The sequence below is a fragment of the Mycobacteroides franklinii genome (genome assembly GCF_002013895.1).
GTDB classification, from domain to species: Bacteria; Actinomycetota; Actinomycetes; order Mycobacteriales; family Mycobacteriaceae; genus Mycobacterium; species Mycobacterium franklinii.
Window position 1 is genome coordinate 1 of record NZ_MAFQ01000012.1, and the last position, 23,880, is coordinate 23,880.

Consider the following 23,880-nt stretch of genomic DNA (forward strand, 5'->3'; position numbering starts at 1 on the left):
CGGCCCGATGCTCACCCCGCGGCGTCGCGCCCGATCCACATCGCAGAATTCCCCGTCCGGATTCAACAGCGCCATCATGCGGTCGGCACCGGTGCGTAATTGTTCGGGCCTGAATTGCGCGGCCATGACCGCCAACTGCGCCTCGGCAGCCTCGCGGGTCGGGGCATCCACCACCACCGGCAACCGGTCAAAGAACTGCCGAATGATCCGCACATGTTCCTCGCCGATATCGCCGCGCTCAAGGGCCGCGGCCACATTCGGCAGCTGCGGCGCCAACACCTCACCGGTGATCGCCCGCCGCGGCGCCAACTGCTGCGCATCGGCGATCCGGCGCCGCGCCGCACCCTTACCGATATGCAGCCGCCGCGACAACACATCCGGAAACGACGTGCCCCCAAGCTCTACCGGAGACGCCTCACCCGTCACCTTCGGAATCAAACACACACCGCGGGCAGACAATCGGCGCTGTACAACCTCCAGGCGCGCCAACACCGTCAACGCCTCAGCGCCCGTGAGCCCATCGACCGAGTCAGCGCAGAAGGCATCAACCGCCGCCTCCAACCCCCCGATCGAACTCATGTTCGAATTATAGGGACGCCCACCGACAAACCCGCCGCATTTGTTACCAATGAAGTTATTGGGACAGAAGTGATTTCACACTCCAGGAGAATCAGGGCCATTGCGTTGGCGCCTGCTTCAACGCACCAACGGTGGTCCCGACCGACGTGTGTGCCACCGGCGAAGATCAGCGCAGCGATTCAATCCTCGTAGCCAGCATGGTCGTCCATTCGGCGATGTAGTCCTCGTCGGCGATGGTGGCGGTCGGCGCACGGAAGACCGTGCTCGTCGCCCGCTTCCCCAAGAGGGCGTTGACACCCAGCGCCCCAATCGATTCCGCTTCCCGCTTGCCGATACCGGGAGCCCAACCATGTACCCAATCAGTCAGCTCGGCATAGAGACCGTCGAAAAGTGCGGCGTAGGCGTCGTCGAGCCGGGCCAGATGGCCAGCAGGAACACTCGACGCGATTTGCAGCAGCTGCGACTCTTCATCGAGCACTGTCAGTAAGTACCGGCCCATCATCGTCAGCTCATTGCGCAGGTCTCCGAGCCCACCGAAGAGCGCACGGATGTCACGCATCGCACGACGGCGATCGAGCTGGCGATCGATACCGGCCTCGAGCAACGCTTCCTTGGACTTGAAGTGGTGATAGAGCCCGCCCGATCCGGGAGTAAGGCCAGCCGCCTTCTCGATCTGCGCGACGCTGGTGGCCTTGTACCCCTGCTCGCCGAAGAGCCGCATGGCCTCGGCGACCAGGCGTTCTTTGGTGGAAATCTCTACCATTGACGTCTCCCAAGTAATCACTTAGTGTCACTCAGTGAGTACTTTAACAGCTGGTTTGGGTCACCGGTAGGAGGTAGTCATGACAGACGGTCAAGTCCCCCGAGGACGGATCCGGCGCACCATGCCGCTGGCGGGCTTCACCGCCCGCGCCGCAGGCGGACGACTCGTCGCAGGCCTACGCGAAAAAGCCGGTGACACCGGAGCCGTCGACCGCTTCCATGAAAAGACAGCAGAGCGCTACACCGAACTGCTCGGACACTCCAAAGGCGTCCTCATGAAAGCAGGCCAGATCTTCTCCACCCTCGACACCAGCCTCAGTGGCTCCCTGACTCCGTACGCCCGCGCGCTGACGAGGTTGCAAACGCAATCTCCCCCGATGGACTCTAGCTTGGCCCGCCGGGTACTCGAGGACGACTTAAATCTCTGTCTAGGTGAGCTTTTCGCAGATTTCGACGACGAGCCAATATCCTCGGCCTCTATCGGCCAAGTCCATCGCGCGACGCTTCATGACGGCCGTGATGTCGTCGTGAAGATCCAGTACCCCGGTGTAGCGCAGGCCATCCGGGATGACCTTGCCAACACCGAGCTACTCGCCACCTTTCTACGGGTGGCCCTATCGGCGACAGGGATTGACAGCCAGGCCGATCTACGGGGCATCGCCGCTGAGATCGCCGACCGGATCAGCGAAGAACTCGACTACCGCAATGAAGCCGCCAACATCCGCGCCTTTGGCGACCTATATCGCGACCACCCATTCATTCGGGTGCCTGACCTGGTTGACGAGGCATCCGGCGACCAGGTGCTCACCATGACGTTCGTGGACGGAATGGGTTGGAGCGAGGCGCAGGGCGCCAATCGAGAGCTCAAGGACACCTGGGCAGAGGCCCTGTGGCGCTTTGTCTACGGGTCCTTCCAGCACTCATCGCTCTATCACGCCGACCCGCACCCCGGTAACTACCGTTTTGGCCTAGACGGCAGCATCGGCGTCGTCGACTTCGGCTGTGTCAAAGAGTTTCAAGAATTTGGGCGGTACGGCTGGACATTGATGGGTCAGGCAATGTTCCAGGACGACAGGCGAGGGCTTCGCCGGTTAGCAGTCCAGTACGGCGTCCTGCCTGCCGATTCCAAGGCTTCGGCCGACGCGGTGCACCACTGGATTACCAGCTTCAGCCCGGGGCTGTCCCTGGCACAACCAGTGCGGTACACACCCGAGCTGATGGAGGAATTCCTTGCCGCGGTGAATATCTCCAATCCCAATGCCGGATCGCGCCATCTGACCATCCCACCCGAAATGTTCATGCTGAGCCGCATCACCATGGGTGTTACCTCCTCGATGACGACGCTCGGCGCGACGGTCAATCTGCGCGCGATCCTGTCGGACATGGCGGGTGTCGACGAGCCCTCCACTCCCCTTGGTATCCAGCATGTGGCCTGGGTGCGAGAGCGAGGGCTCCCGTTCGGATTAGAACCGCGAGATCAGCCAAAGGTTGGTGCCCGACTATGAGTGACAGACACATTCCACACGGACGGATCCAGCGCACCATGCCGCTGGCGGGCTTCACCGCCCGCGCCGCAGGCGGACGACTCGTCGCAGGCCTGCGCGAAAAGGCCGGTGACACCGGAGCCGTCGACCGCTTCCATGAAAAGACAGCAGAGCGCTACACCGAACTGCTCGGACACTCCAAAGGCGTCCTCATGAAAGCAGGCCAGATCTTCTCGAGTATCGACATGAGCGGTGCCAACGACGGCAGAATTTCCCCATACGAACGGGCATTGACTCGACTCCAGACCCAATCCCCACCCATGGAGCCCGCACTGGCGCGCAGCGTCCTCGAATCGGAGCTCGGCATGCCGGTACGTCAGGCATACGCCACGTTCACAGGGGAGCCGATCTCTGCGGCCTCGATTGGGCAGGTCCATCGCGCGACACTTCATGACGGCCGTGATGTCGTCGTGAAGATCCAGTACCCCGGTGTGGCACAAGCAATTCAGGACGACCTCGCGAACACCGAGCTCGTCACTACATTCCTGCGAGTCACCTTTGCACTGTTGGACCGTAGGTACGCAATCGATCTGCCCGCAACCGCACGCGACATCTCACATCAGATCAAGGAAGAGCTGGACTACAAGCAGGAAGCGGCAAACATATCCGCGTTCCACCAACTATTCTGCGGCCATCCGTTCATCCGAGTACCCGAAGCCGTGCCCGAACTGTCTACGGGGCGAGTCCTCACGATGACCTATGTCGACGGGATCGACTGGGCCGAAGCGCAACAAGCCGACCAGGATCTGAAAAATACTTGGGCGGAGGCACTTTGGCGATTCAGTCTCGCACCGCTACAACACGACTCCGCCTTCTACACGGATCTGCATCCAGGGAACTATCGGTTCGGACTGGACGGCAGCCTCGGGATCGTGGACTTCGGATCTGTGAAGACCCTTTCCGAGAGACATCGTCTCGCCTGGATTCGAATGGTCGCCGCAAGCATCCAGCAGCGATCAGCCGATCTCTATTCCACGATGAAGGAAGCAGGCTTCCTCCCTGCCGAGTCCACTATGTCCAACGAAGAAGCTCTGCGGTGGATGAATGACATCAACACCGACGCAACGCTTCCGCAACCGGTCACCTACACGCCTCAATTGATAGACCGTAACCTCAACGCGCTCGACAGCTCCCTCTCACGACGGATCTCTCTTCCACCGGACCTGATCTATCTTGTGCGTTTTCCGCTTGGCGTTCGGTCCGCAATGTCGAAGCTCGGAGCTACAGTCAGCGCGCGGTCGGCCGCCGCAGACATGATCGGAATCGCGGAACCTGAGACTCCCCTGGGCGTTCGGCATGTGGCGTGGGTGCGTGAACGCGGATTGCCCTTCGGACTGGAACCACGGGGCCAGTCAGAGGTTGGTGCCCGACCATGAGCAACAATCAGATTCCCCACGGCCGAATCCGGCGCACCATGCCCCTGGCGGGCTTCACCGCCCGCGCCGCCGGCGGCCGACTCGTCGCAGGCCTACGTCAAAAGGCCGGCGACGCCGGCGCCGTCGAACGTTTCCACGAACGCACCGCCGAGCGCTACACCGAACTACTGGGCCACTCCAAAGGCGTCCTCATGAAAGCCGGCCAGATCTTCTCGGTCGCAGATATCGCCTCCCACGGATACACACAGCTCTCGCCGTATCAGAACGCGTTGACGCGGTTACAGGCCGACGCACCACCTATGCATCCGCTCCTGGCACGCCAAGCCCTTGAAGAGAATCTCGGTACATCGATCGAGGAGCTGTTCTCCGAATTCAGCGACGACCCAATGGCTGCGGCGTCGATCGGTCAGGTGCATCGCGCGATCCTGCACGATGGCCGCCGGGTTGCCGTCAAGATCCAGTATCCCGGTGTGGCACATGCTATTCGGCATGATCTGTCCAACGCGGAGCTCATGGCCACCTTCCTGCGCTTCGCGACGGGGATTGCCGGCCCCAAGCCGCAGTTGGACCACCGGCAGATGGCCGATGAGGTCGCCGCGCGGATATCCGAGGAATTGGACTACCGACACGAGGCCGCCAATATCCAGGCCTTCGCCGCGTTGTATGAGGGCCATCCATTCATCCGGATACCCGAGGTGATCCCCGAAGCGTCCGGCAATCGGGTACTCACCATGACATATCTCGACGGCCTGGATTGGACGGCGGCGCAACAGGCCGATCAGGACCTCAAAAATGTCTGGGTGGAGGCCATCTGGCGTTTCAGCACCGGATCGTTCCGGCACGCCAATCTGTTTCATGCCGACCCGCATCCGGGCAATTACCGGTTCGGGATGGACGGGTCGGTCGGTTTCGTCGATTTCGGTTGCATCAAGGTGGTCCCCGAGTCCCTGCGGTATCGGCTCGTGCAGATGATTCGGGCCGCCGCGGATGAACGCGGAGAGGACCTGCGCCAACTGATGGTCGAGGCCGGCTACTTCGCCAACGATTCGCCGTTGTCGGCGCAAGACGTCTTTCAATGGCTTGGGTCAACCGTGCAAGACATCCGCGCCCCGCAACCAGTGACCTTCACCCGTGAAGTGTCAACCAACGCGACCCGGTCCCTGCTGAATTTCCAGACGCTGCATCAGATGTCGATACCGAGCGATTTGGTGTTCCTGGCTCGGATCAACCTGAACATCAGCGCCTTGTCGGCAACGCTCAACGCGACCGGGCACACTCGTGCGCTGCTCGATGATCTCGACGGTGTCGCCGAACCCGTTTCCCCATTAGGTAAACGGCATGTCGCATGGGTGCGTGACCGCGGCCTGCCCTTCGGATTGGATCGCCATGACCACTGCTAACCCCATCGCACCGCGGATCCCCTGGGATTCAAGGGATCCCTACCAGTACTACGAAAACCTGCGGTCGCGTGGCGACGTGGTCTGGGACGAGAATGCCGGTACCTGGTTGGTTCTCGGTTATCAGGCCGCCCGCGAGGTGTTGGGCGGCAGCGGCTGGTCGAGTGACCCGCTGGCCAGCCCCCAGATGCGCGCCGCGGCCCCCGAATACCTCGACATGTCCAACTTCGGTAGAAACATGCTCTTCGCCGACGGGCCGGACCACACCGAACTCAGAGGCGCGGTCCGCGACGTATTCACCCCCGGATTCATCGCCGGTCTGCGCCAGGGCGTGCAGTCCATCGCCTCGCACGTCGTCGAATACCCCTTGGCAGGTATATCTTTCGACTTCATGGCCGACATAGCCTTGCCGCTACCGATCGCCATCATCGGTGAATGGCTTGGCCTCGACGACTCGTCGTCAGCCGTCCTGCGCGAGGAATCCCCCATCATCATCCAGATGTTGGGTGCCTTCGCCGACGTCGATACCGTCATGGCGGGCACCGCAGCCGGGGCCACCCTCGCCACCGAACTGCTGCCCCTGGCAGCGGATCGGCGAGCACACCCCGGTGATGATCTCCTCAGCTTGATCGCATCCGATACCAATCTGTCCCTCGAAGACGTCGTCACCATGGCCTTCATGGTTGCCATAGCGGGCCACGAGACGACGGCAAATCTCCTGGGGGCAAGCATGGTCCGTCTGTTGGCGCCACGCGAAGACGGTTCCCAACTGGCCGACCACATCGACCCGGATGATCCCGCAGTCATCACCGAACTGCTTCGACTCGACGGTCCGGTACTGGCCACCGCGCGTGTGGCGACCGAAGAACACCATCTCGGCGGCCACACGATCCAAGAGGGCCAGACCGTTCTCATTGCCATCGCCGCCGCAAACCGCGATCCGCAGGTGTTCGTGGAACCCGCTGAGTTCCGGCCAGATCGCAAGAGCATCCCGCCGCTGGCCTTCGGATACGGCACCCACCACTGCCTGGGATCGGCCCTGGCCAGGCTGGAAACCACAGTGGCCCTTCATGAGGTCCTGGCGCGCAGACCGATGATCACCGGTCCGGTGAGTTGGCGCGACACTCCCGCCATCCGCGGACCACGCAGCATTCCGTTGCATTTCCAAATTTAGATGACGCCCGCGTCACACTTTCGTCTGCGCAGCTACAACAACCCGAGCAACTGCAGATCGGTGACGTATTTGAGAATAACCGGCGCCGAGACGTGCGGAATATCCTGGTGTGGGCCGATTTTCGCACGACGCACGGCAGCCTGAAACCGATCGGCCGGGGCGTACGACCCGCGTGTCGGCTCTGGTGCCCGCAGCTGCCCATGCTGTTTCAACACCATCAACATCTGCAATACGGAATTCTGGCGCTGTCGGTCCGGCAACGCACGTAGACCGGCCTCGAACCGCTGCAGCCAATTTCCGAAGTCACCGATTCGCTCGACCGGGTGACCCGCCTCTATCAACCAGTCGACGTACTGGTCGATCCCGATGCCATCGTCATGCGGGTTCATCACGTGATAGGTCTCGAACCCGTCGACCACTTGAGCACCCAGGGTGGCAATCGCCGCCGCGACAAATTCCACCGGAAGCCCGTCGAAATGCGCACGCTGCCGATGGCCGTGCCTATCAAGCTGATAGAACGATCCGGGCACGATGCCGGTAGCCATGATGCTCAACACCATTCGGCTGACCGTATCGGCCACGTTCAGTTGACCCGCGTAGCTTGTATCGGCCATGACCATACTGGAACGAAACACCGCGACCGGCAGCCCAAAGGTGTCGTGCGCTTCCCTGAGGAGAACTTCGGCGGCCCACTTGCTGTTGGCGTAGCCGTTGGCATAACTGGCGTCCACCACGCGGCTGGGGCTGATATCGCGAATATCGGCTGCCTCGGTGAACTTTGGCCGCTCGATCTGACGGCCGACATCTGATGTTGATACGAACGAGTAGGACTTGAGCTTCGTCGTCAGCGCGAGTCGGATCAGTTCGGCGGTCCCGACGACATTGGGTGTGAAAAGCTCGTCATACGGCAGGACACTGTTGACAAAGGCCGCCGAATCGACGATCAGGTCAACGGATTCAGCCAGTCGTTGCCATGTCTGCGTATCCAGCCCCAGACCGGGCTCGCCCTTGTCACCCGCGACAACCTCCAGCCGACCCACAGCCAACGTGTCGAAGTGCGCCATCAACTCTGGATCGCCACTGTCGAAAGACTTCTCGAGACGCCGACGCGCTTCTTCATTGGATGACGCCCGCACCAAACAGGTCAGCGTGCCTCCAACCCGCGCCATCTCGTTCAGCCAATGCAGCACCAAATGGCGACCAAGGAATCCGGTGGCTCCGGTGAGCAACACCTTTCCCGCGCCGCCGGTCGCATGTGGTCGGGTGTGGTTGGTGGCCAGTGTCGCGACATCAATGAATTTGTCCAGCGTGAGATCGCTGGCACTCACCCGAGTTGCTCCCCTCCCATGCACGGATGCACAGCTCGTTCTTGAGGTTTCGACGACGGCCGCCGAGCACGCGGCACCATCCACGTGGGTACTCAGGCTTCTCACCGACGGCGCCTCGAAGAGAGTCCACACCGCCAGGTCAACGTCGAGAGCCGTGTTGATAGCGGCGACGACCCTCATCGCTGAGATCGAATCACCACCGAGATCGAAGAAGGAATCGTCGACCCCGACTCGATCAATACCAAGTGCGTGAACATAAATGTCGGCGATGGTCCGCTCAACGGCGTTCGCCGGAGCCCGGTAACGCGCCGCGTCCTGATATACGGGCGCAGGCAGTGAGCGCTTGTCGAGCTTCCCGTTGACAGTGAGGGGCATTGCCTCGACCGCAACCACCGCGGCCGGGACCATGTACTGCGGGAGCCGCTCCCCCAAGAGCGTTCTCAGCGAGATTGGATCTGCGGTTCCGGTGACGTAACCGACGAGGCGCTTGTCGCCGGGACGGTCCTCCCGGACGATGATCGCCGCGTGTTCTACCCCGTCCAACTCGGCCAGCGCCGACTGTATCTCGCCGAGCTCGATTCGATATCCCCGAATCTTGACCTGTTCATCGGTGCGGCCCAGATACTCAAGCTGACCGTTGTCGCCATATCGCGCCCGGTCGCCGGTGCGATACATCCGCGCGCCCGGGTTGCCGAACGGGCATGCCACAAAACGTGATCCGGTCAATCCGGATCGATGCAGATAGCCGACTCCCAACCCCGAGCCGGCTAAATACAGTTCGCCGGCGACGCCGGGCGGCACGGGCCGCAGCCAGTCATCGAGAACAAACGTCGCACCGCCACGGACCGGTGAGCCGATGGGCACCGAACCCGTTTCGGGTAGCAGAGGCTTGCTGATGGCGGCGTAGATCGTTGCCTCCGTCGGGCCGTAGGCATTCAGCATCAGGCGATCGGGCGCCCATCGGTCCACCACTCCGGCCGGGCACGGCTCGCCGGCCACGACCACTGCCATGTTGTCCACACCATCCCGATCCAACATTGTTATCGCAGAAGGTGTTTGGTGCAGGACGCTGACTTTTTCAGCGACCAGGAGATCGAGCAGACGCCGCGGCGAGCCCGCCACTGTCTCCGGTACGACCATCAGCCGTGCGCCATGCAGCAGCGCGCCCCAGATCTCCCAGACGGAAACGTCAAAGACGAGTGAATGCCACTGAGACCACACCTGGCCCGGCCCCGAGGGCAGGTCGACGGGCAACACCTCCAATAATTGGGTGACATTGCCATGGGTGACGGCCACCCCCTTCGGTACGCCCGTGGTACCGGAGGTGTAGATCGTGTACGCGATGTCGTCCGGTCCAGGTGCCCGCAATGTCACCCCGGCAGGCTCATCGACGGCGCGCTCGTCGATTCGGAGAACGGGCACACTTGTTCCGGCCAAGCGAGTCCGGAGCTCGCCTGTCGTAACCACGACGACCGGCGCGGCGTCGGCAAGCATGAATTCCAGCCGTGTCGTCGGCACCGCCGGATCTATCGGTACGTAGGCGGCCCCCGTCTTCAGTACCGCCAGGATCGCAACGATCGCGTCATCGGAGCGTGGAATGAACAGCGCCACCGATCCTCCCGGCCCGGCACCGAACGAGGCCAACTGGTTCGCCAACCGGTTGGCCTTGTGATCGAGTTCGCGATAGGTCGTCGACCGACCTTGGAACGTCACCGCCACCGCGTGCGGCGCACGGTCGACCTGTCGCGCGAACATCGCCGGAATCGAACCCGATGCCGCTGCGGGCCGAGTCACCACTGCCCGATGGCCCCAGCCGTCGAGTCGTTCATGCTCGTCGATATCGAGCACATCGATCGATTGGACTCGCCGCGCCGGGTCGGCGGTCATGGCTGCCAGAATCCGTCGGAGGCGCTCGATCAGCGCTTCGACATCAGCCAGGTCGAATGCTGCCCTGTCGTATTCGACGCGAAGGCCGAGCTGATGGCCCGGTAGTGCCATCACCGACAGTGGGTAATGGTTGTATTCGCGGGTGGCGAATTCGGTGATCGTCAACTCATGCGCGCCGATGAACGTGCTGGCATCCACCGGATAGTTCTCGTAGAGGAAAAGCGTGTCGAACAAGCGATCATGACCAGCGAGATGGTGAATCTCGTTGAGCGCCAAATGTTCGTGTTCAAGAAGGTCGTTGTGAGTGCTCTGCATGTCGTCCAGCAGCTCAGCCACCGTGGTCGTCGCGCCGGCCCGGACCCGTACCGGCACCGTATTGATCAGCAGACCCACCATTTCGTCGGCCCCCGTCAACAACGCCGGTCGACCCGACACCACTGTGCCGAAAGCAATGTCATCCGCACCGGTCTGCACCATGAGCAACTGTGCCCAGGCGGCCCGCAAGACCGTGCTGACCGTGGTGTGTTGTGAGCGTGCGAGATCGCCCAGAGCCTGGGTGATCTCGGCCGACACGCGATACGACTCGACACCGCGCGGACCCGGTGCGCCAGGCGAGGCGACGAGAGTGGGAGTGTCGAATCCCTCCAAAGCCTTGGCCCACGCCGCACGTGCGGTGTCACGATCCTGATCGGCCAGCCAGCCGACGAAACTGCGGTACGGCCGCGGCGGCGGGAGAGGCTGTCCGAAGTAGCTTGCGAAGATTTCCTGCAACAGAATCGGCAGTGACCACCCGTCGATCACGACGTGGTGGAACGTCAGGACGAACCGGTGCTTGTTTCCTTCGGTGCGCACCAAAGCCGCCCGGAATGTTGGCCCGGCCAGAAGGTCACACACCGCAATGCGCTCGGCGGCGCACAGCCGCTCGATCTCCTCCGCGGATTCGAGTTCGGAGTGTTGCCAACAGATCATGGGGTCCGCTGGAATGACCTGCACCGGCTCACCGAACTGCGTGCAGAATCGCGCGACCAGATTCGGATGCCGCTTCACGACGGCGTGCACCGCGTCGTACAGCCGGTGCACGTCAACGGCACCGATCATCGTGATATCCAATTGCACCGCATAGACATCGCGGAGGGTGGTGCCCGCCACGGGTTCGTCCGCGGACGTCGCGATGGTGGAGTGGAACAACAAACCCTGCTGCACCGGCGTGAGTGGTAGCACGTCAGCGATGCGGTGGCGTTTCGTCAGTTCGTCGATCTGATCTTGAGTCAGGCGGGAGGGAAGGATGTCGGACGGGGTCAGTCCGCCGCCGCCATTGCGAACATGAGTGCAGATCCCCGCGAGAGCCTCGAACCACAACTGGCTCAAACGCTGGACCTGAACCGCGTCAACCGCCGAAGGCGCCCATGTCCAGCCCGCCTGTAGCCGCGGCCCCGTCCCCGCACTTGATTCCAGGATGCCGGCGTTGACCTCCACGGTGTGCATCATCGGCATCGGGATCGCTGAGGATGCACCGGTCGATAGCAAGTTCTCCTGACTGATCCGCCACAGGTCGTCGGAAATGCCCGTCGCCCCTGCGCCGAGGCGCCCGAGGTAGTTGAAGCCGATGGTCGGATCCGAATCCGGGAGGTCGGCTTCCGGATTCAGATACCTCAGTAGGCCGTAGGTCAGTGGATTCGGGAGGCCCCGAAGCTGTTCTTTGACGGCCTTCACGACGGCGCCCAGAGCCGGGCCGCCATCGATCACCTGCGCCCATGTGAGCTGGCCCATCGAAAGCGCCACCGGGTACTTCGCGGTAAACCATCCCACCGTCCGAGACAGATCAACATCAGTGACCAATTCTTCGGCGCGGCCATGGCCTTCGAGGTCGATACCGATGGGAGCGCCCCCTGCGCCCAGGAATTCGTTCCACGCCAATCCGAACGCGATGAGCAAGATATCTTGCACCCCAGCATGAAACGCCCCCGGAACCTCGCTAAGCAGCATCCGTGTGACGTCGGTATCCAGGGATACCGACAACGAGCCGGCGGTGACGTAGGTGTCCACGCCGGGCCGCACCACAGGCAGCGCCGGCGGAACCGCGGATACCGATCGCCAGATATCCGCCGACTCCACCACACCCGCACGTCGTGCGTACTCGTGCAGCAGAGACGCCCATCGAGCGAACGACGTCCCTGAACCCGCCAGCGCCACGTCCTGACCGTTGCGGCGTTGCATCCAGGCAATATTCAAGTCCTCTAACAGGATTCGCCATGACACCCCATCCACCGCGAGATGGTGAATCGTCAACGCCAACTGGCCTCCGCCGGGTGCCCACACGGCGCTGAGCATCATTCCGGCTCCCGGGTCCAACCGCGAACACGCTGCCCCCAACGCTTCATCGGATAGCGCTTCGACGGTGCGAATGCACGCTCGGGCATCGACAGAACCCTTGTCGGGCACGCATAGTAGCCAGCCGCCATCACTGCTCTCGGCGCGCAGCCGCAGAGTCGGGTGTCGGTCCAGCAGCGCCTGAAGCAGAACGACGATGTCGGCCTCATCGGCCCCAATCGGGGCTTGCAGCACCACCGTCTGGTTGAAGTGGTCAACGGGGCCCTGCACGCTGTGGAGCCAGTGCATGATCGGAGTCGTCTCGACGAGTCCGATGCCTTCATCGACATTCCGGGTGTCGTTGTCGGCCAGCGTCACCACCCTCGACAGCCGGGCCACGGTCTGCTCCACGAAGATGTCACGGGGCCGGCACAACACACCCGCTGCGCGCGCACGGGAGGTAACTTGCATCGACAAAATGCTGTCGCCGCCCAGGTCGAAGAACGAGTCGTCCACGCCGACCTGATCAACACCGAGCACTTGGGCATATATCCCCGCCAACACCTCCTCCACGGGGGTCGATGGTGCTCGGTAATCCGCACCGAGATTGCGGTATTCGGGTGCGGGAAGCGCGCGCTTGTCCAACTTGCCATTCACCGTCAGGGGCAACGTCTCCATCACCATCACCGCTGCCGGCACCATGTATGCCGGGAGTTGCTCGGCCAGTGCGGCACGAGCGCTGAGCGGGTCCGCAGTGCCGGTGATGTAGGCGACGAGCCGCCTGTCACCGGGGCGATCTTCACGGGCGATCACCGCCGCCTGCCGCACCCCGTCCAGTCGCACCAGTGCGGCCTCAATCTCGCCGAGTTCGATCCGATATCCGCGAATCTTCACTTGCTCATCGGCTCGCCCGAAATACTGCAGCTGCCCGTCCGAGCCCCACGACACCAAATCCCCGGTCCGATACATACGGTCGCCCGGCTGCCCGAACGGACAAGCCACGAACCGCGCCCCCGTCAACGCCGTACGGCGCCAATAGCCGGATCCGACTCCGGAACCCGCCAGATACAACTCGCCGACAACACCGTCAGCCACGGGGCGCAGCCACCTGTCGAGCACGAAGAACGCCGCGTGCGCGACCGGCGAGCCGATCGGCACCGGTTGACCCGATGTGTCCGCACGCAGCGGCTCACTCTTGCAGGCCCACATGGTTGTTTCGGTCGGGCCATAGACATTGACCATCAGCCGTCCCGGGGCCCACCGACGAACCAATTCGGGCGGGCAAGGCTCGGCACCGATCACCAACGACGTCGACTCCAGTCCGTCCGGTGAGAGCATCCCGGCCGCGGAGGGTGTTTGGGTCAACACTGTGACTCCCTCACCAACCAAGAGATCATGGAAGTCCTCTGGCGTGCGCGCCACCGAATCGGGCACCACCACCAACCGGCCGCCGTGCAGGAGTGCACCCCAGATCTCCCACACCGAGAAATCGAACGCATAAGAGTGGAACTGGGTCCACACCTGATCCGGAGCTAGCTGTACGCCGATATCCAGCTCGTCGAACAGCTGAACCACATTGTGCTGAGTCACCGCAACACCTTTGGGAACACCAGTGGTGCCGGAGGTGTAGATGAGGTGTGCGAGGTCATCGGGGGATGGTGCTGGTGGTGCCTCACAGGACTGCGCGTAGACGGCAGGGTCGTCGACATCAAATACCCGCACACCGAACCCGTCCAACCTGTGAAGCAAAGCAGCGGTGGTGACCGCGGCAACCGGGGAAGCATCAGCGAGCAGGAACTCGATCCGGGCGGCTGGCAGGGCCGGGTCGATCGGCAGGTATGCGGCCCCCGCCTTGAGTACCGCCAGTATTGCCACGATGGCCTCGGTCGATCGCGAAAAGAGCAGCGCCACAAACTGTCCTGGCCGCACGCCCTCGGCGGCGAGGAAGTGCGCCAACCGATTGGCAGCCTCGTCCAGTTCCCGGTATGTCATGGACTGGCCCGCAAAGGTCAGTGCCAAAGCGTCGGGGGCACGCTCGACCTGCTGGGTGAAGACCCCCGGGATCGACCGTTTAATTTCCGGTCGCTCCTTCAGCATCGCCTGATTGCCCCACGCAGCAAGCTGGGCATGCTCGTCGTCGTCGAGCAGATCCAACGACGACAACGTCCGGCTGGGATCGACGCTCATGACTGCCCCTCGCTTCAGCTGTCGGGGCAACCGGCGAGCCACAATTGGTCGAGCAGCCATCCGAATTGCCGCCGATCAACTTCCTCGCCCGCCGGTACCCGCCGACCCGATTGAACCGCGCTGCCCGCGAGCGGTACAACCTTTCGACCGACACCGAAATGTTCATCGCATTGTGTGCGTTCCGGACAGCTTCACGCGAGGCAATGTTTCATAGGCGTACCGAAAGGTAAGGGCATATTGTGTGGGAATGCTCGCCCACCTGGTCCGCAGCGGGTTGTAGGTCAGCGTGCTGCGCCTCAATTTCACCGCGAATGACCTTGCTCTGACTCGGTTCCTCCCCATGCCTGCTCCCTTGCTGGAGCTGAAATTCGCGACACGTGCACTGCGGCATGGGATTCGCACACCATGGGGTGAACGGTGGCGCTGTCGTGCGCTGGCCGCTTTCCCCATCGCGGCCGCGCCAGGACGGACAGTGGTGAGTCACTTTTCGTGGTCGTTGTCCCCCACCGTGCTGGGGGACAATTTCGATGAGGGCATGCGGTCCATGCAAGAACTGGACCAGCAGCAGGCGCGGGCTGAGCTGGCGGCCTTCGGGCGCGGCCCCACCGAAGGCGCCGGCGCGCCACACTATCTGCGGTATGCCATCGCAGGCGACCGTGAGGCCACTTTGGCGTTGGGGCGCATGACAAAAGATGCATACAGAGCGGTGCTGGAACCATACTGGCCCGATATCCAGGCGAACCATCAGATCGAACTCGTCAGGCAGGGGCGCATGATGGCACGCCACGGCGTGCGGGCCGCGCTGAGCATGATCATCCCGGGTGCGCGCTGGCAGGGCGACTGCCTTGAGATCGACAGCCCACAACGGCACACCATCGCATTGCGTGGTCGCGGCATCGTATTGACACCCAGCGTCTTCTGGGCGGGGCCACCGCTCGTCGGCGAGCTTGACGATCAACCAGTGGTCCTTGCGTATCCCGCACCCATCGACCTGACCCTCAATATTGACTCCGAATCCGACCCGCTCGCGGCGATACTCGGATCGACCAGGGCGGCCGTGCTACGCGCACTGACCCAGCAGCACACCACCGGCGATATCGCCCGCGAGCTCGGCATCAGTCCCGCGTCGGCCTCCGAGCACACATCGACGCTGCGGCAGGCCCGGTTGGTACGCAGCCGCCGCGACGGCAAGGCTGTCATTCACGATGCCACCGCCTTGGGAATGGATCTGATCGACGCGAACCGCCGGTAACCAGCAGCGGCGATTACGGCAAGGGGGTCACCTCGATAACAGTTGCACGCGCCACTGTTGACAACTGGCGTTGTTAACGTCTCCAATGGTAGGTAGCAAATCGCTCCCTGGGAGGCAACGATGCCAAGCACAGCTGCACACACCACGACACCGCGCTCAGCAGGTATGCCGCCACGCGGTGATGCCAAAACCCGGATTTGGCGACGCGGGGACGGCGCCACCCCCGCCGGTCAACGCACGGGCCCCGACGGAAGCCCGGATTACGGTTACTTCGGCCCCGGCTCGGTGACCTGGAAGGTGTTTTTGCATCCCTCCGTGGCCCCGATGATCGTCCTGGTCACGGCACTGCTGGAGGGCAGCCACGAAGGACTGCAAGCCGTCGAGATCAACAACGATCCGGTGTTCACCAAGAGCAAGAGCAACCAGATCGACTTCGACGACACCGTCAAACGCATTCAGCGGACCGCCGGCGTGCCGATGCCGATCATCTTCGGCGATACCGCAAGCGCCGACGCCCTTTCGGCGCATCTGCGCCATTACCACCGCAACATGAAGGGTGTCATTCCCGGCACGGACCGGACCTATGACGCCCAGGGCCCTGCGCTGGTGCTCTTCGCACACGTCACGATCATGCATGCGGCACTACGGATCTACGAGAACACACCCGCACCGGGACGGCTCATTCCCCGGCGCCTCCCCAAAGCCGAACGGGATCAATTCTTTTCGGAAGTCAAGACGTTCGCCGAACTGATGGGTGCCGACCCGGACACGGTGCCGGTGACCTCCGAGGAGGTGGCGGCCTACTACGACTCGATCGAATCCGAGTACCGGATGGTGAAAGGCTTCGTACCGGGCGGCGTGCGGTTCGCACTGTCGGTGATCAGAAACGCACGAGGCTTCGGCGGACTGACGGCCGCCGCGGTCGCCGCAATAACCCTCGTCACCGCCGTCCCCTCCGTCGCGGTCGTGCCACCAAAAGTACGGCGCCATTTGGGAATTCCACGGATCGCCGACCCGGTGTTGGCCATGCTGCTACGAGTGGCACAACCCGCATTTGTTCCGTTCACAGTCGAGCCGGTGGCCCGCAAGATCTCTCGGCTATTCATCGGCGATGACGGTATTACGTTGGGAGAGAACGCTCGAGAGCTCATGGAGCGCTCGGCCTAGCCCCTCACACCCGTAGCGCGGTGAAGGGCGCGACGGGGATCAGCCTGATGATGAACCACGCCACGAAGACCACCAAGGTGATCGCCGGAACCCACCCGCGAAGCCACGGCGGATTCCAACCGGATTCGCCCCGCCAGCGGCTGGCCGTCCACGCCCAAAAGCAGACCGCGAGGAATCCCAGGGCCACCAAGCCAACCGCGTTGTAGCGCAATGCGCCCAGCACGTCACCATGCATCAGCGAATAGACCATGCGCAGGCCGCCGCAGCCGGGACAGTCAAGACCGGTAAGCGCCTTGAACGGACACACCGGGAGCACCCCCCCGGGCGTCGTCGGGTCTCCGAGCCAGATCGCGGCACAACCCGCGACCGCCACCGCACCCACAGCGACGGGTGCGGCAAGTCGGGAGGCGACGGACGTCGCGTGGGAGGTGGTCATCGCGTTCCAGTATCCACCGTTCCGGATATGGCCACGGTCGAGTCGCCTGAGCGGCAGTTGGAAACCTGCCGCGAGCTGTGCACTCAGCGCGGTTACGAGGTTGCCGGCGAAGACACTCGCGTGAAGGGCTACAACGGACAGTCGGTACCTATGCAGGAGGTGGACGATCTCCGAAAGAGCCAAAGCCTGCTCTTGTCAATGATTAAGTCACTACGGATGCCCGAAGAGTGCAACGGCGACGGCAAGCTGACCCGAAGCCAGGTCGGCAGGATTGCCGCCGACGCGAGGTGGCACGGATGAGAGCACCAAAATCTTGGGGAAGCGCCTCCGTCGAGGACGAAATGACTGGCCCTTCCATCTTGGAATTCCTGCGCGCGGCACTCCGGATCGTCGGTGATGATGCAGGCAGTACGTCCCGCCATCTCGCAAATGCAACGCGAACTCGCCGGAGAGCTTCGCGCGAGGCTCTGCAGGGCGCTGGGACATCCTGGCCCCGGCGATTGCAGCGCGGCAACGTGAGGCCAGCCGTGGGTGACAGCACTGCCTACGAGGCGGGCGCAGCACCCAAGCAGGAACCGGCAGAGGTCCCGATCCCGCGCGGTTACATAAGGGTTAACGACTCTAATCAATCTTCTCGCGAGAGCGCACGAGTGATGGCGTCAGTCGAGGTTCCGAGAAGTCGAAGTAGATGACCACGTACGGCCCGTTCCAGAATGTCGGCTACCCCAGCCAGTTCGAGCCTGTCGTACGCCTTCGTGCCGTGGGACAGGTCGTTTCGAGCGATTCTAATCGCGTCGAGTGTTGAAGTTACTCGGTCGTTGTCGATGCGAACTGATTCGACAAGTGCGCTCTTCGCGAGCTCGGGTTCCAGATCGATCGGCAACATCTGGAGCATCTTTCGGATTGCTACATCGGAGGTCTCCGGGGGCCATCTCGCTAGGAACTTCTTGATGAACCTGAAGTCATCCGGCAGCTCTGTGAGCGCGCTTTTGCAGCGGCTCAGAATGGGCTCACGAAGGGCGCTGTGGTTGGACCGACGTTCTTCCATTTCGTCACGGTGCTCATGTCCGTGAAGACCTTCGAGCGCCTGAAGTAGCAGCAGAAATCGCGCTCGCGGGTGTTGGCTCGGTCCCACCGCACTAATGTCGTACGTGTTCAGGATGGGATTCTGCTCATCTTTCAGATCCTGCCATCGCCTCAACATCGCCAAAAGCGACTCACCTTCCGATAGGCGGATCGCGGAAATGTGTTTATCTCTCAGTGACCTCGAAGATGAGTATCGCGCCTGCGAGATGGAGGCATTGAACACCTGGAATTGACGCTTCTCGGGCTCACGTTCATCGTCTGCGAACACGGGTGACACCGTCAGGTAGCTAATGTCCTCCCGTCTGCCCGTTGCGGCCGCGACTAACTGACGCAGTGGCCATGCCCACTGAATTAAAAACTCCGATAATGGAACCGGTTCGTTGAGCTTTACTGAGACAATAGGGCTAAAGGTCAGGCCGAAGCTATACCAACTAAAAAGGTCCGCCGAGAGGTCATAGGAGAGAGCAACTTCCGCGCGGTCGTCGCGCCATTCCTGGTGACTGTGCTTATCGAAGGTGGCGGAGAATTGAGGCTCATCCTGCTCGTACATATTCCCTTCAGGAAACATCACCTGGAGGATCGGGCTTTTGCCTGCAAGCGCTTCAAGGTGAGGTACCTGGATGAACCCTGAGTCAACTAACAGCGGACCAGTCGCCGGAGCGCCACGACCGACTAGAGCAGCCCACGCATCGAAATGTGCATTCGCGTCCGAGAAATTGACGAAGCCGGATCGGGGCATCTCGCCGTGGACGGTTAGGTGTGCGTCGAGGAGGACGACGTCGAGCCCACCATTCATCTCGCCGTAAACAAGCGGGTATTCAAAGTGTTGAGGCCACCCTGCCGAACGCTGGCTACCGGGCCCTTCGTTCCAAGTCGCTGGCGCGGTGCCAAAAACCGAACCGCGTGGCTGACGCAGAGCTAAGAGGTCGACTTCGCCCGACACATCCCATGTGTCGGTCTCGGGGGGCTTGGACAGGGTCCAAGTGACCCGGTGGGTTCCCGCTTCGAGTAGTGGATCAAATGCCACACTCCCCTCCGTTCCACGCTCCAGAAATGCAAACCTACCCAACCTGATCGATGATCCCCAGCTTCAAGCGGTTTCGTCGCGGATTGCCCGCCCCGTATTCAAATCGAAGGTGACGCCGTGATCTACGACGGCCCGACGCGGACGGCCCGCGCCGAGTCCGTCATTGTGCGAAAGCGATCGCGGGTACCGTTGCCTCGCCTCAGCTAGGCTTCATCAACGTTTCGTTGAGCTTCGCCGCCGAGTAGATAAGTTGCTCGCGGGCATTGGACAGTGCTACTAGAGCGTTCCAGTGGTCTAGCCAACCAGGAAGGCTTTCCAGCTTTTCGCTGGGACTGTTTTGGGCTTGGCTCCGAAGGGCTTTCGCGGGCTTCGCCACTGCGTAGGCCGCCTCCCGCATCGCGATGCACTTGTCGTTCAGGTCGCTCGCTCCGAGGATCGTAAAGCTGTCAGCGATCGAACCTAATTTGCGCGTTCCGACCCAAACAGCGTTCTGATACTCGTCCCACTTGTTAGGGGTGCTGATCGCCTCATGGTTGTACCTTCGATCGATGTCCCGCTGTGCTGCCGAGGCTTCCTCACACAACCTGATTAGCGTCTCCCTGCGCCATTTCTCGACCTCGCGAGTGTTCGAGGCTCCGATGGCCTTCTGGTTGTTCTCGGTTGCTTTGCGGATGCCGTAAAAAGCACCGACCGCGACCACAAGCGATCCCAGGAAGGGGATCCACGGAATCCACCACGGGGACGTCTGGGCGAAGTTGAATATCACGGATCGCATGTTGGCATGACTTAGGCGGGCATGTAGAACGACGGCTACTGAGTCGGGTGTAATCAAACATAATCGGGTACTCGATGGACACTATTCCCGTTGAACGCCGACCGCGGAAAACACAAAGCCCCCGACACTCCGGAGAGCGCGGGGGCCTTGCGTTCAGACAGCGAGAAACTAGGCGGTCTCGGTGATCGGCCGGTCGACCCAGCTCATCAGGTCGCGCAGCTTCTTGCCGGTGACCTCGATGGGGTGCTCGGCGTTCTCCTTGCGCAGACCCTCGAGCTCCTTGTTGCCACCCTCGACGTTGGCGACGAGGCGCTTGACGAACGTGCCGTCCTGGATGTCCGTGAGGATGTCCTTCATGCGCTGCTTGGTGCCGGCGTCGATGACGCGCGGACCCGACAGGTATCCACCGAACTCGGCGGTGTCAGACACCGAGTAGTTCATGCGCGCGATGCCGCCCTCGTACATGAGGTCGACAATCAGCTTGAGCTCGTGCAGGACCTCGAAGTACGCCATCTCGGGGGCATATCCGGCCTCGACCATGACATCGAAACCGGTCTTGACCAGTTCCTCGGTGCCACCGCAGAGCACGGCCTGCTCACCGAACAGGTCGGTCTCGGTCTCTTCCTTGAAGTCGGTCTTGATGACGCCCGCGCGGGTGCCACCGATGCCCTTGGCGTAGGACAGGGCGAGCGCCTGGCCCTCACCCTTGGGGTCCTGATGCACGGCGATGAGCGCGGGCACACCCTTGCCATCGACGAACTGACGACGCACCAGGTGGCCGGGGCCCTTCGGGGCAACCATGGCGACGGTGACGTTGGCCGGAGGCTTGATCAGACCGAAGTGGATGTTCAGGCCGTGTCCGAAGAACAGCGCGTCGCCGTCCTTGAGATGCGGCTCGATCTCCTTGGTGAAGATCTCGGCCTGCGCGGTGTCAGGCGCGAGGACCATGATGACGTCGGCCCACTTGGCGACCTCTTCAGGAGTGTCGACCTCAAGGCCCTGCTCGGTGACCTTCTCGCGCGACTTGGAACCCTCGCGCAGACCGACCTTCACCTGAACGCCGGAGTCGCGCAGGCTCAGCGAGTGCGCATGTCCCTGGCTGCCGTACCCGATAACGCCGACCTTGCGTCCCTGAATCAGGGTCAGGTCCGCATCATCGTCGTAGAACATCTCAACTGCCACAGTGCTTTTCCCTTCTTACCTTCTCTTTTAAGTATTACTTCGCGGCGGCGATGGACCGCGGGCCGCGCGACAACGCGACCACACCGGATTGCACGATCTCCCGAATACCGTACGGGTCCAGCATCCGCAGCAGTGCATCCAGCTTGGACTGGGTGCCCGTTGCCTCGATGGTCACCGACTCGGGCGACACATCGACCACCTTGGCGCGGAACAGGTTCACCACTTCGATGACCTGTGCGCGCACCGTCGCGTCGGCACGCACCTTGACGAGCATCAGCTCGCGCGCCACCGAGTTGTCCTCGTCCTGTTCGACGATCTTGATCACGTTGATGAGCTTGTTGAGCTGCTTGGTGACCTGTTCGAGCGGAAAATCGTCGACGGTGACGACGATTGTCATGCGCGAAATACCTTTGGCTTCGGTGGGGCCCACCGCCAGCGACGCGATGTTGAAGCCGCGCCGCGAGAACAGCGCCGAGACACGGGCGAGTACACCGGGACGGTCCTCGACCAGAACGCTCAGGGTATGGGTGCTGGTCATCGTGACCCTTCCTGCTCCGCAGTTTCATCATCGTCGAACAGCGGCCGGATGCCCCGGGCCGCCTGGATCTCGTCATTGCTGGTGCCTGCGGCGACCATCGGCCACACCTGGGCGTCCGCACCGACGATGAAGTCGATGACCACCGGGCGATCGTTGATGGCCCGCGCCTCTTCGATCACCTTGGCGACGTCCTCTTCACGCTCGCAACGCAATCCGACGCAGCCGAGCGCCTCGGCCAGCTTCACGAAATCGGGGATGCGACGCGAGTGTGTCGCCAAGTCGGTCTGCGAGTAGCGCTGGTCGTAGAACAGGGTCTGCCACTGACGCACCATGCCCAGATTGCCATTGTTGATGAGCGCCACCTTGATGGGCACGCCCTCGATGGCGCAGGTGGCCAATTCCTGGTTGGTCATCTGGAAGCAGCCGTCACCGTCGATCGCCCACACCTCGGCCTCGGGCCGCGCCATCTTGGCGCCCATGGCAGCGGGCACCGCGAAGCCCATGGTGCCCAGACCACCGGAGTTGAGCCAGGTGCGCGGGTTCTCGTACTTGATGAACTGCGCGGCCCACATCTGGTGCTGCCCGACACCCGCCACGTAGACCGCGTCGGGGCCGGCGATCTTGCCCAGGGTTTCGATGACGAACTCCGGACCCAGGCTGCCGTCGTGCTGTGCGTCGTATCCCAGCGGGTACGTGCTGCGGATACCGCCCAGGTACTCCCACCACTCGGAAAGAGGATCCGCCACGGTGCCAGCAGCTCGGTCCGCCCGGATTGCCTCGGTCAGCTCGGCGATGACGTTCTTCACGTCCCCGACGATCGGCACATCGGCGTGGCGGTTCTTACCGATTTCGGCGGGGTCGATATCGGCATGAATCACCTTGGCGTCCGGCGCGAACGAATCCAGCTGCCCGGTGACGCGGTCGTCGAACCGCGCACCCAGGGTGATCAGCAGATCACTGCGTTGCAGCGCTGCCACCGCGCCGACGGTGCCATGCATCCCGGGCATACCCATGTGCAGCTCGTGGCTGTCGGGGAACGCACCGCGCGCCATAAGGGTGGTGACGACGGGGATGCCGGTCAGTTCGGCCAATTCCTTGAGTTCCGGAGCTGCGTCCGCGCGGATGACACCGCCACCGACGTACAGCACCGGACGCTTGGCGGCGGCGATCAGCCGGACCGCCTCACGGACCTGCTTGCCATGCGGCTTGGTGACGGGCTTGTAACCGGGCAGGTAGATCTGCGGCGGCCAACTGAACGTCGTCTGCGCTTGCAGGACGTCCTTGGGGATATCCACCAGGACCGCACCGGGCCGACCGCTCTGGGCGATGTAGAAGGCCTCCGCGATGACCCGGGGGATCTCCTCGGCGTTGTTCACCAGGAAGTTGTGCTTGGTGATCGGCATGGTGATACCGGAGATGTCGGCTTCCTGGAAGGCGTCCGTGCCGATGAGGCCCCGTCCTACCTGCCCGGTGATGGCGACCACCGGGATGGAGTCCATCTGCGCATCCGCCAGCGGGGTGACCAAGTTGGTGGCACCCGGGCCGGAGGTGGCCATCATGACGCCGACCTTGCCGCTGGCGTGTGCGTACCCACTGGCGGCGTGTCCGCCACCCTGCTCGTGCCGCACCAGGACATGCCGGACCTTGACCGAGTCATAGAGCGGGTCGTACACAGGCAGCACCGCACCGCCGGGAATGCCGAAGATGACCTCGACGCCGAGCTCCTCAAGCGACCGCACTACCGACTGCGCGCCGGTGACGCGCTGGGGTGCGACGGTGTTCGATTCCGGAGCTGCTGCTGGGGCCGGCCCAGCAGCAGAAGCCGGCTTGGGCTTTGCGGGTGCGCTCATGGTGCTCAGTCCTTACTGTTCTA

Annotated in this window: 16 protein-coding genes; 7 read left to right on the forward strand and 9 right to left on the reverse strand. The window is 62.6% G+C overall.

Annotation, left to right across the window (positions count from 1 at the left end; translation table 11 throughout):
• Nucleotides 1-579: DUF222 domain-containing protein (locus tag B4393_RS20040; protein ID WP_157901298.1), on the reverse strand; the 579-nt coding region annotated here is incomplete at its 3' end.
• A 166-nt stretch (nt 580-745) separates the two neighbouring features.
• Complete coding sequence (locus B4393_RS20045; protein WP_078335579.1) at nt 746-1,342, reverse strand: TetR/AcrR family transcriptional regulator; 597 nt, start codon at nt 1,340-1,342, stop codon at nt 746-748.
• Between the two features lie 79 nt (nt 1,343-1,421).
• Between B4393_RS20045 and B4393_RS20050 the strand changes: the two genes are divergently transcribed.
• Genes B4393_RS20050 through B4393_RS20065 form a run of 4 tightly spaced genes read left to right on the forward strand, consistent with a single transcriptional unit; the run spans nt 1,422 to nt 6,832 of the window.
• Nucleotides 1,422-2,846: an ABC1 kinase family protein gene (locus B4393_RS20050; RefSeq protein ID WP_078335580.1), complete on the forward strand. Its 1,425-nt coding sequence runs from the start codon at nt 1,422-1,424 to the stop codon at nt 2,844-2,846.
• Nucleotides 2,843-4,261 carry an ABC1 kinase family protein gene (locus B4393_RS20055; protein ID WP_462021593.1) on the forward strand — a complete coding sequence of 473 codons (1,419 nt, stop codon included), beginning with the start codon at nt 2,843-2,845 and terminating at the stop codon, nt 4,259-4,261. Before B4393_RS20050 ends, B4393_RS20055 begins: the two co-directional genes overlap by 4 nt.
• Nucleotides 4,258-5,661, forward strand: coding sequence for an ABC1 kinase family protein (locus tag B4393_RS20060; protein ID WP_078335582.1), 1,404 nt, complete (start codon nt 4,258-4,260; stop codon nt 5,659-5,661). Before B4393_RS20055 ends, B4393_RS20060 begins: the two co-directional genes overlap by 4 nt.
• Nucleotides 5,648-6,832, forward strand: a complete 1,185-nt coding sequence (locus B4393_RS20065; protein ID WP_078335583.1) for a cytochrome P450 — start codon at nt 5,648-5,650, stop codon at nt 6,830-6,832. The genes B4393_RS20060 and B4393_RS20065 overlap by 14 nt, the downstream gene beginning before the upstream one ends.
• 32 nt (nt 6,833-6,864) lie before the next feature.
• Here B4393_RS20065 and B4393_RS20070 read toward each other — a convergent pair whose 3' ends face one another.
• Entirely contained in the window at nt 6,865-14,544 is a 7,680-nt protein-coding gene (locus B4393_RS20070; RefSeq protein WP_078335584.1) for a non-ribosomal peptide synthetase, read from the reverse strand.
• Nucleotides 14,545-14,830: 286 nt separating this feature from the next.
• Between B4393_RS20070 and B4393_RS20080 the strand changes: the two genes are divergently transcribed.
• On the forward strand, nt 14,831-15,796 hold the full coding sequence (locus B4393_RS20080; protein ID WP_078335585.1) for an ArsR/SmtB family transcription factor: 966 nt from the start codon (nt 14,831-14,833) through the stop codon (nt 15,794-15,796).
• Between the two features lie 120 nt (nt 15,797-15,916).
• Nucleotides 15,917-16,963 carry an oxygenase MpaB family protein gene (locus B4393_RS20085; RefSeq protein ID WP_078335586.1) on the forward strand — a complete coding sequence of 349 codons (1,047 nt, stop codon included), beginning with the start codon at nt 15,917-15,919 and terminating at the stop codon, nt 16,961-16,963.
• Between the two features lie 4 nt (nt 16,964-16,967).
• On the opposite strand, the gene B4393_RS20090 is transcribed toward B4393_RS20085, so the two are convergent.
• The gene (locus tag B4393_RS20090; RefSeq protein WP_078335587.1) at nt 16,968-17,399 is read right to left on the reverse strand and encodes a DUF2752 domain-containing protein; all 432 of its coding nucleotides are present in this window, start codon (nt 17,397-17,399) and stop codon (nt 16,968-16,970) included.
• Nucleotides 17,400-17,426: 27 nt separating this feature from the next.
• Between B4393_RS20090 and B4393_RS20095 the strand changes: the two genes are divergently transcribed.
• Entirely contained in the window at nt 17,427-17,699 is a 273-nt protein-coding gene (locus tag B4393_RS20095; protein ID WP_078335588.1) for a hypothetical protein, read from the forward strand.
• A gap of 325 nt (nt 17,700-18,024) precedes the next feature.
• Here B4393_RS20095 and B4393_RS20100 read toward each other — a convergent pair whose 3' ends face one another.
• The 5 genes from B4393_RS20100 to B4393_RS20120 all read right to left on the reverse strand — a co-directional run bounded on the left by B4393_RS20100 (nt 18,025) and on the right by B4393_RS20120 (nt 23,857).
• The gene (locus B4393_RS20100) at nt 18,025-19,512 is read right to left on the reverse strand and encodes an ApeA N-terminal domain 1-containing protein (RefSeq protein ID WP_133052595.1); all 1,488 of its coding nucleotides are present in this window, start codon (nt 19,510-19,512) and stop codon (nt 18,025-18,027) included.
• Between the two features lie 199 nt (nt 19,513-19,711).
• Nucleotides 19,712-20,278 carry a hypothetical protein gene (locus tag B4393_RS20105; RefSeq protein WP_133052594.1) on the reverse strand — a complete coding sequence of 189 codons (567 nt, stop codon included), beginning with the start codon at nt 20,276-20,278 and terminating at the stop codon, nt 19,712-19,714.
• Between the two features lie 177 nt (nt 20,279-20,455).
• The gene (gene ilvC, locus B4393_RS20110; protein WP_174544373.1) at nt 20,456-21,457 is read right to left on the reverse strand and encodes a ketol-acid reductoisomerase; all 1,002 of its coding nucleotides are present in this window, start codon (nt 21,455-21,457) and stop codon (nt 20,456-20,458) included.
• 46 nt (nt 21,458-21,503) lie between these two features.
• A complete protein-coding gene (gene ilvN, locus B4393_RS20115; RefSeq protein ID WP_078335591.1) occupies nt 21,504-22,007 on the reverse strand; it encodes an acetolactate synthase small subunit in 504 nt (167 codons plus the stop codon).
• Nucleotides 22,004-23,857 (reverse strand): acetolactate synthase large subunit, encoded by a 1,854-nt coding sequence (locus tag B4393_RS20120; protein ID WP_078335592.1) that lies wholly within the window; start codon nt 23,855-23,857, stop codon nt 22,004-22,006. Before B4393_RS20120 ends, ilvN begins: the two co-directional genes overlap by 4 nt.
• Between the last annotated feature and the right edge of the window lie 23 nt (nt 23,858-23,880).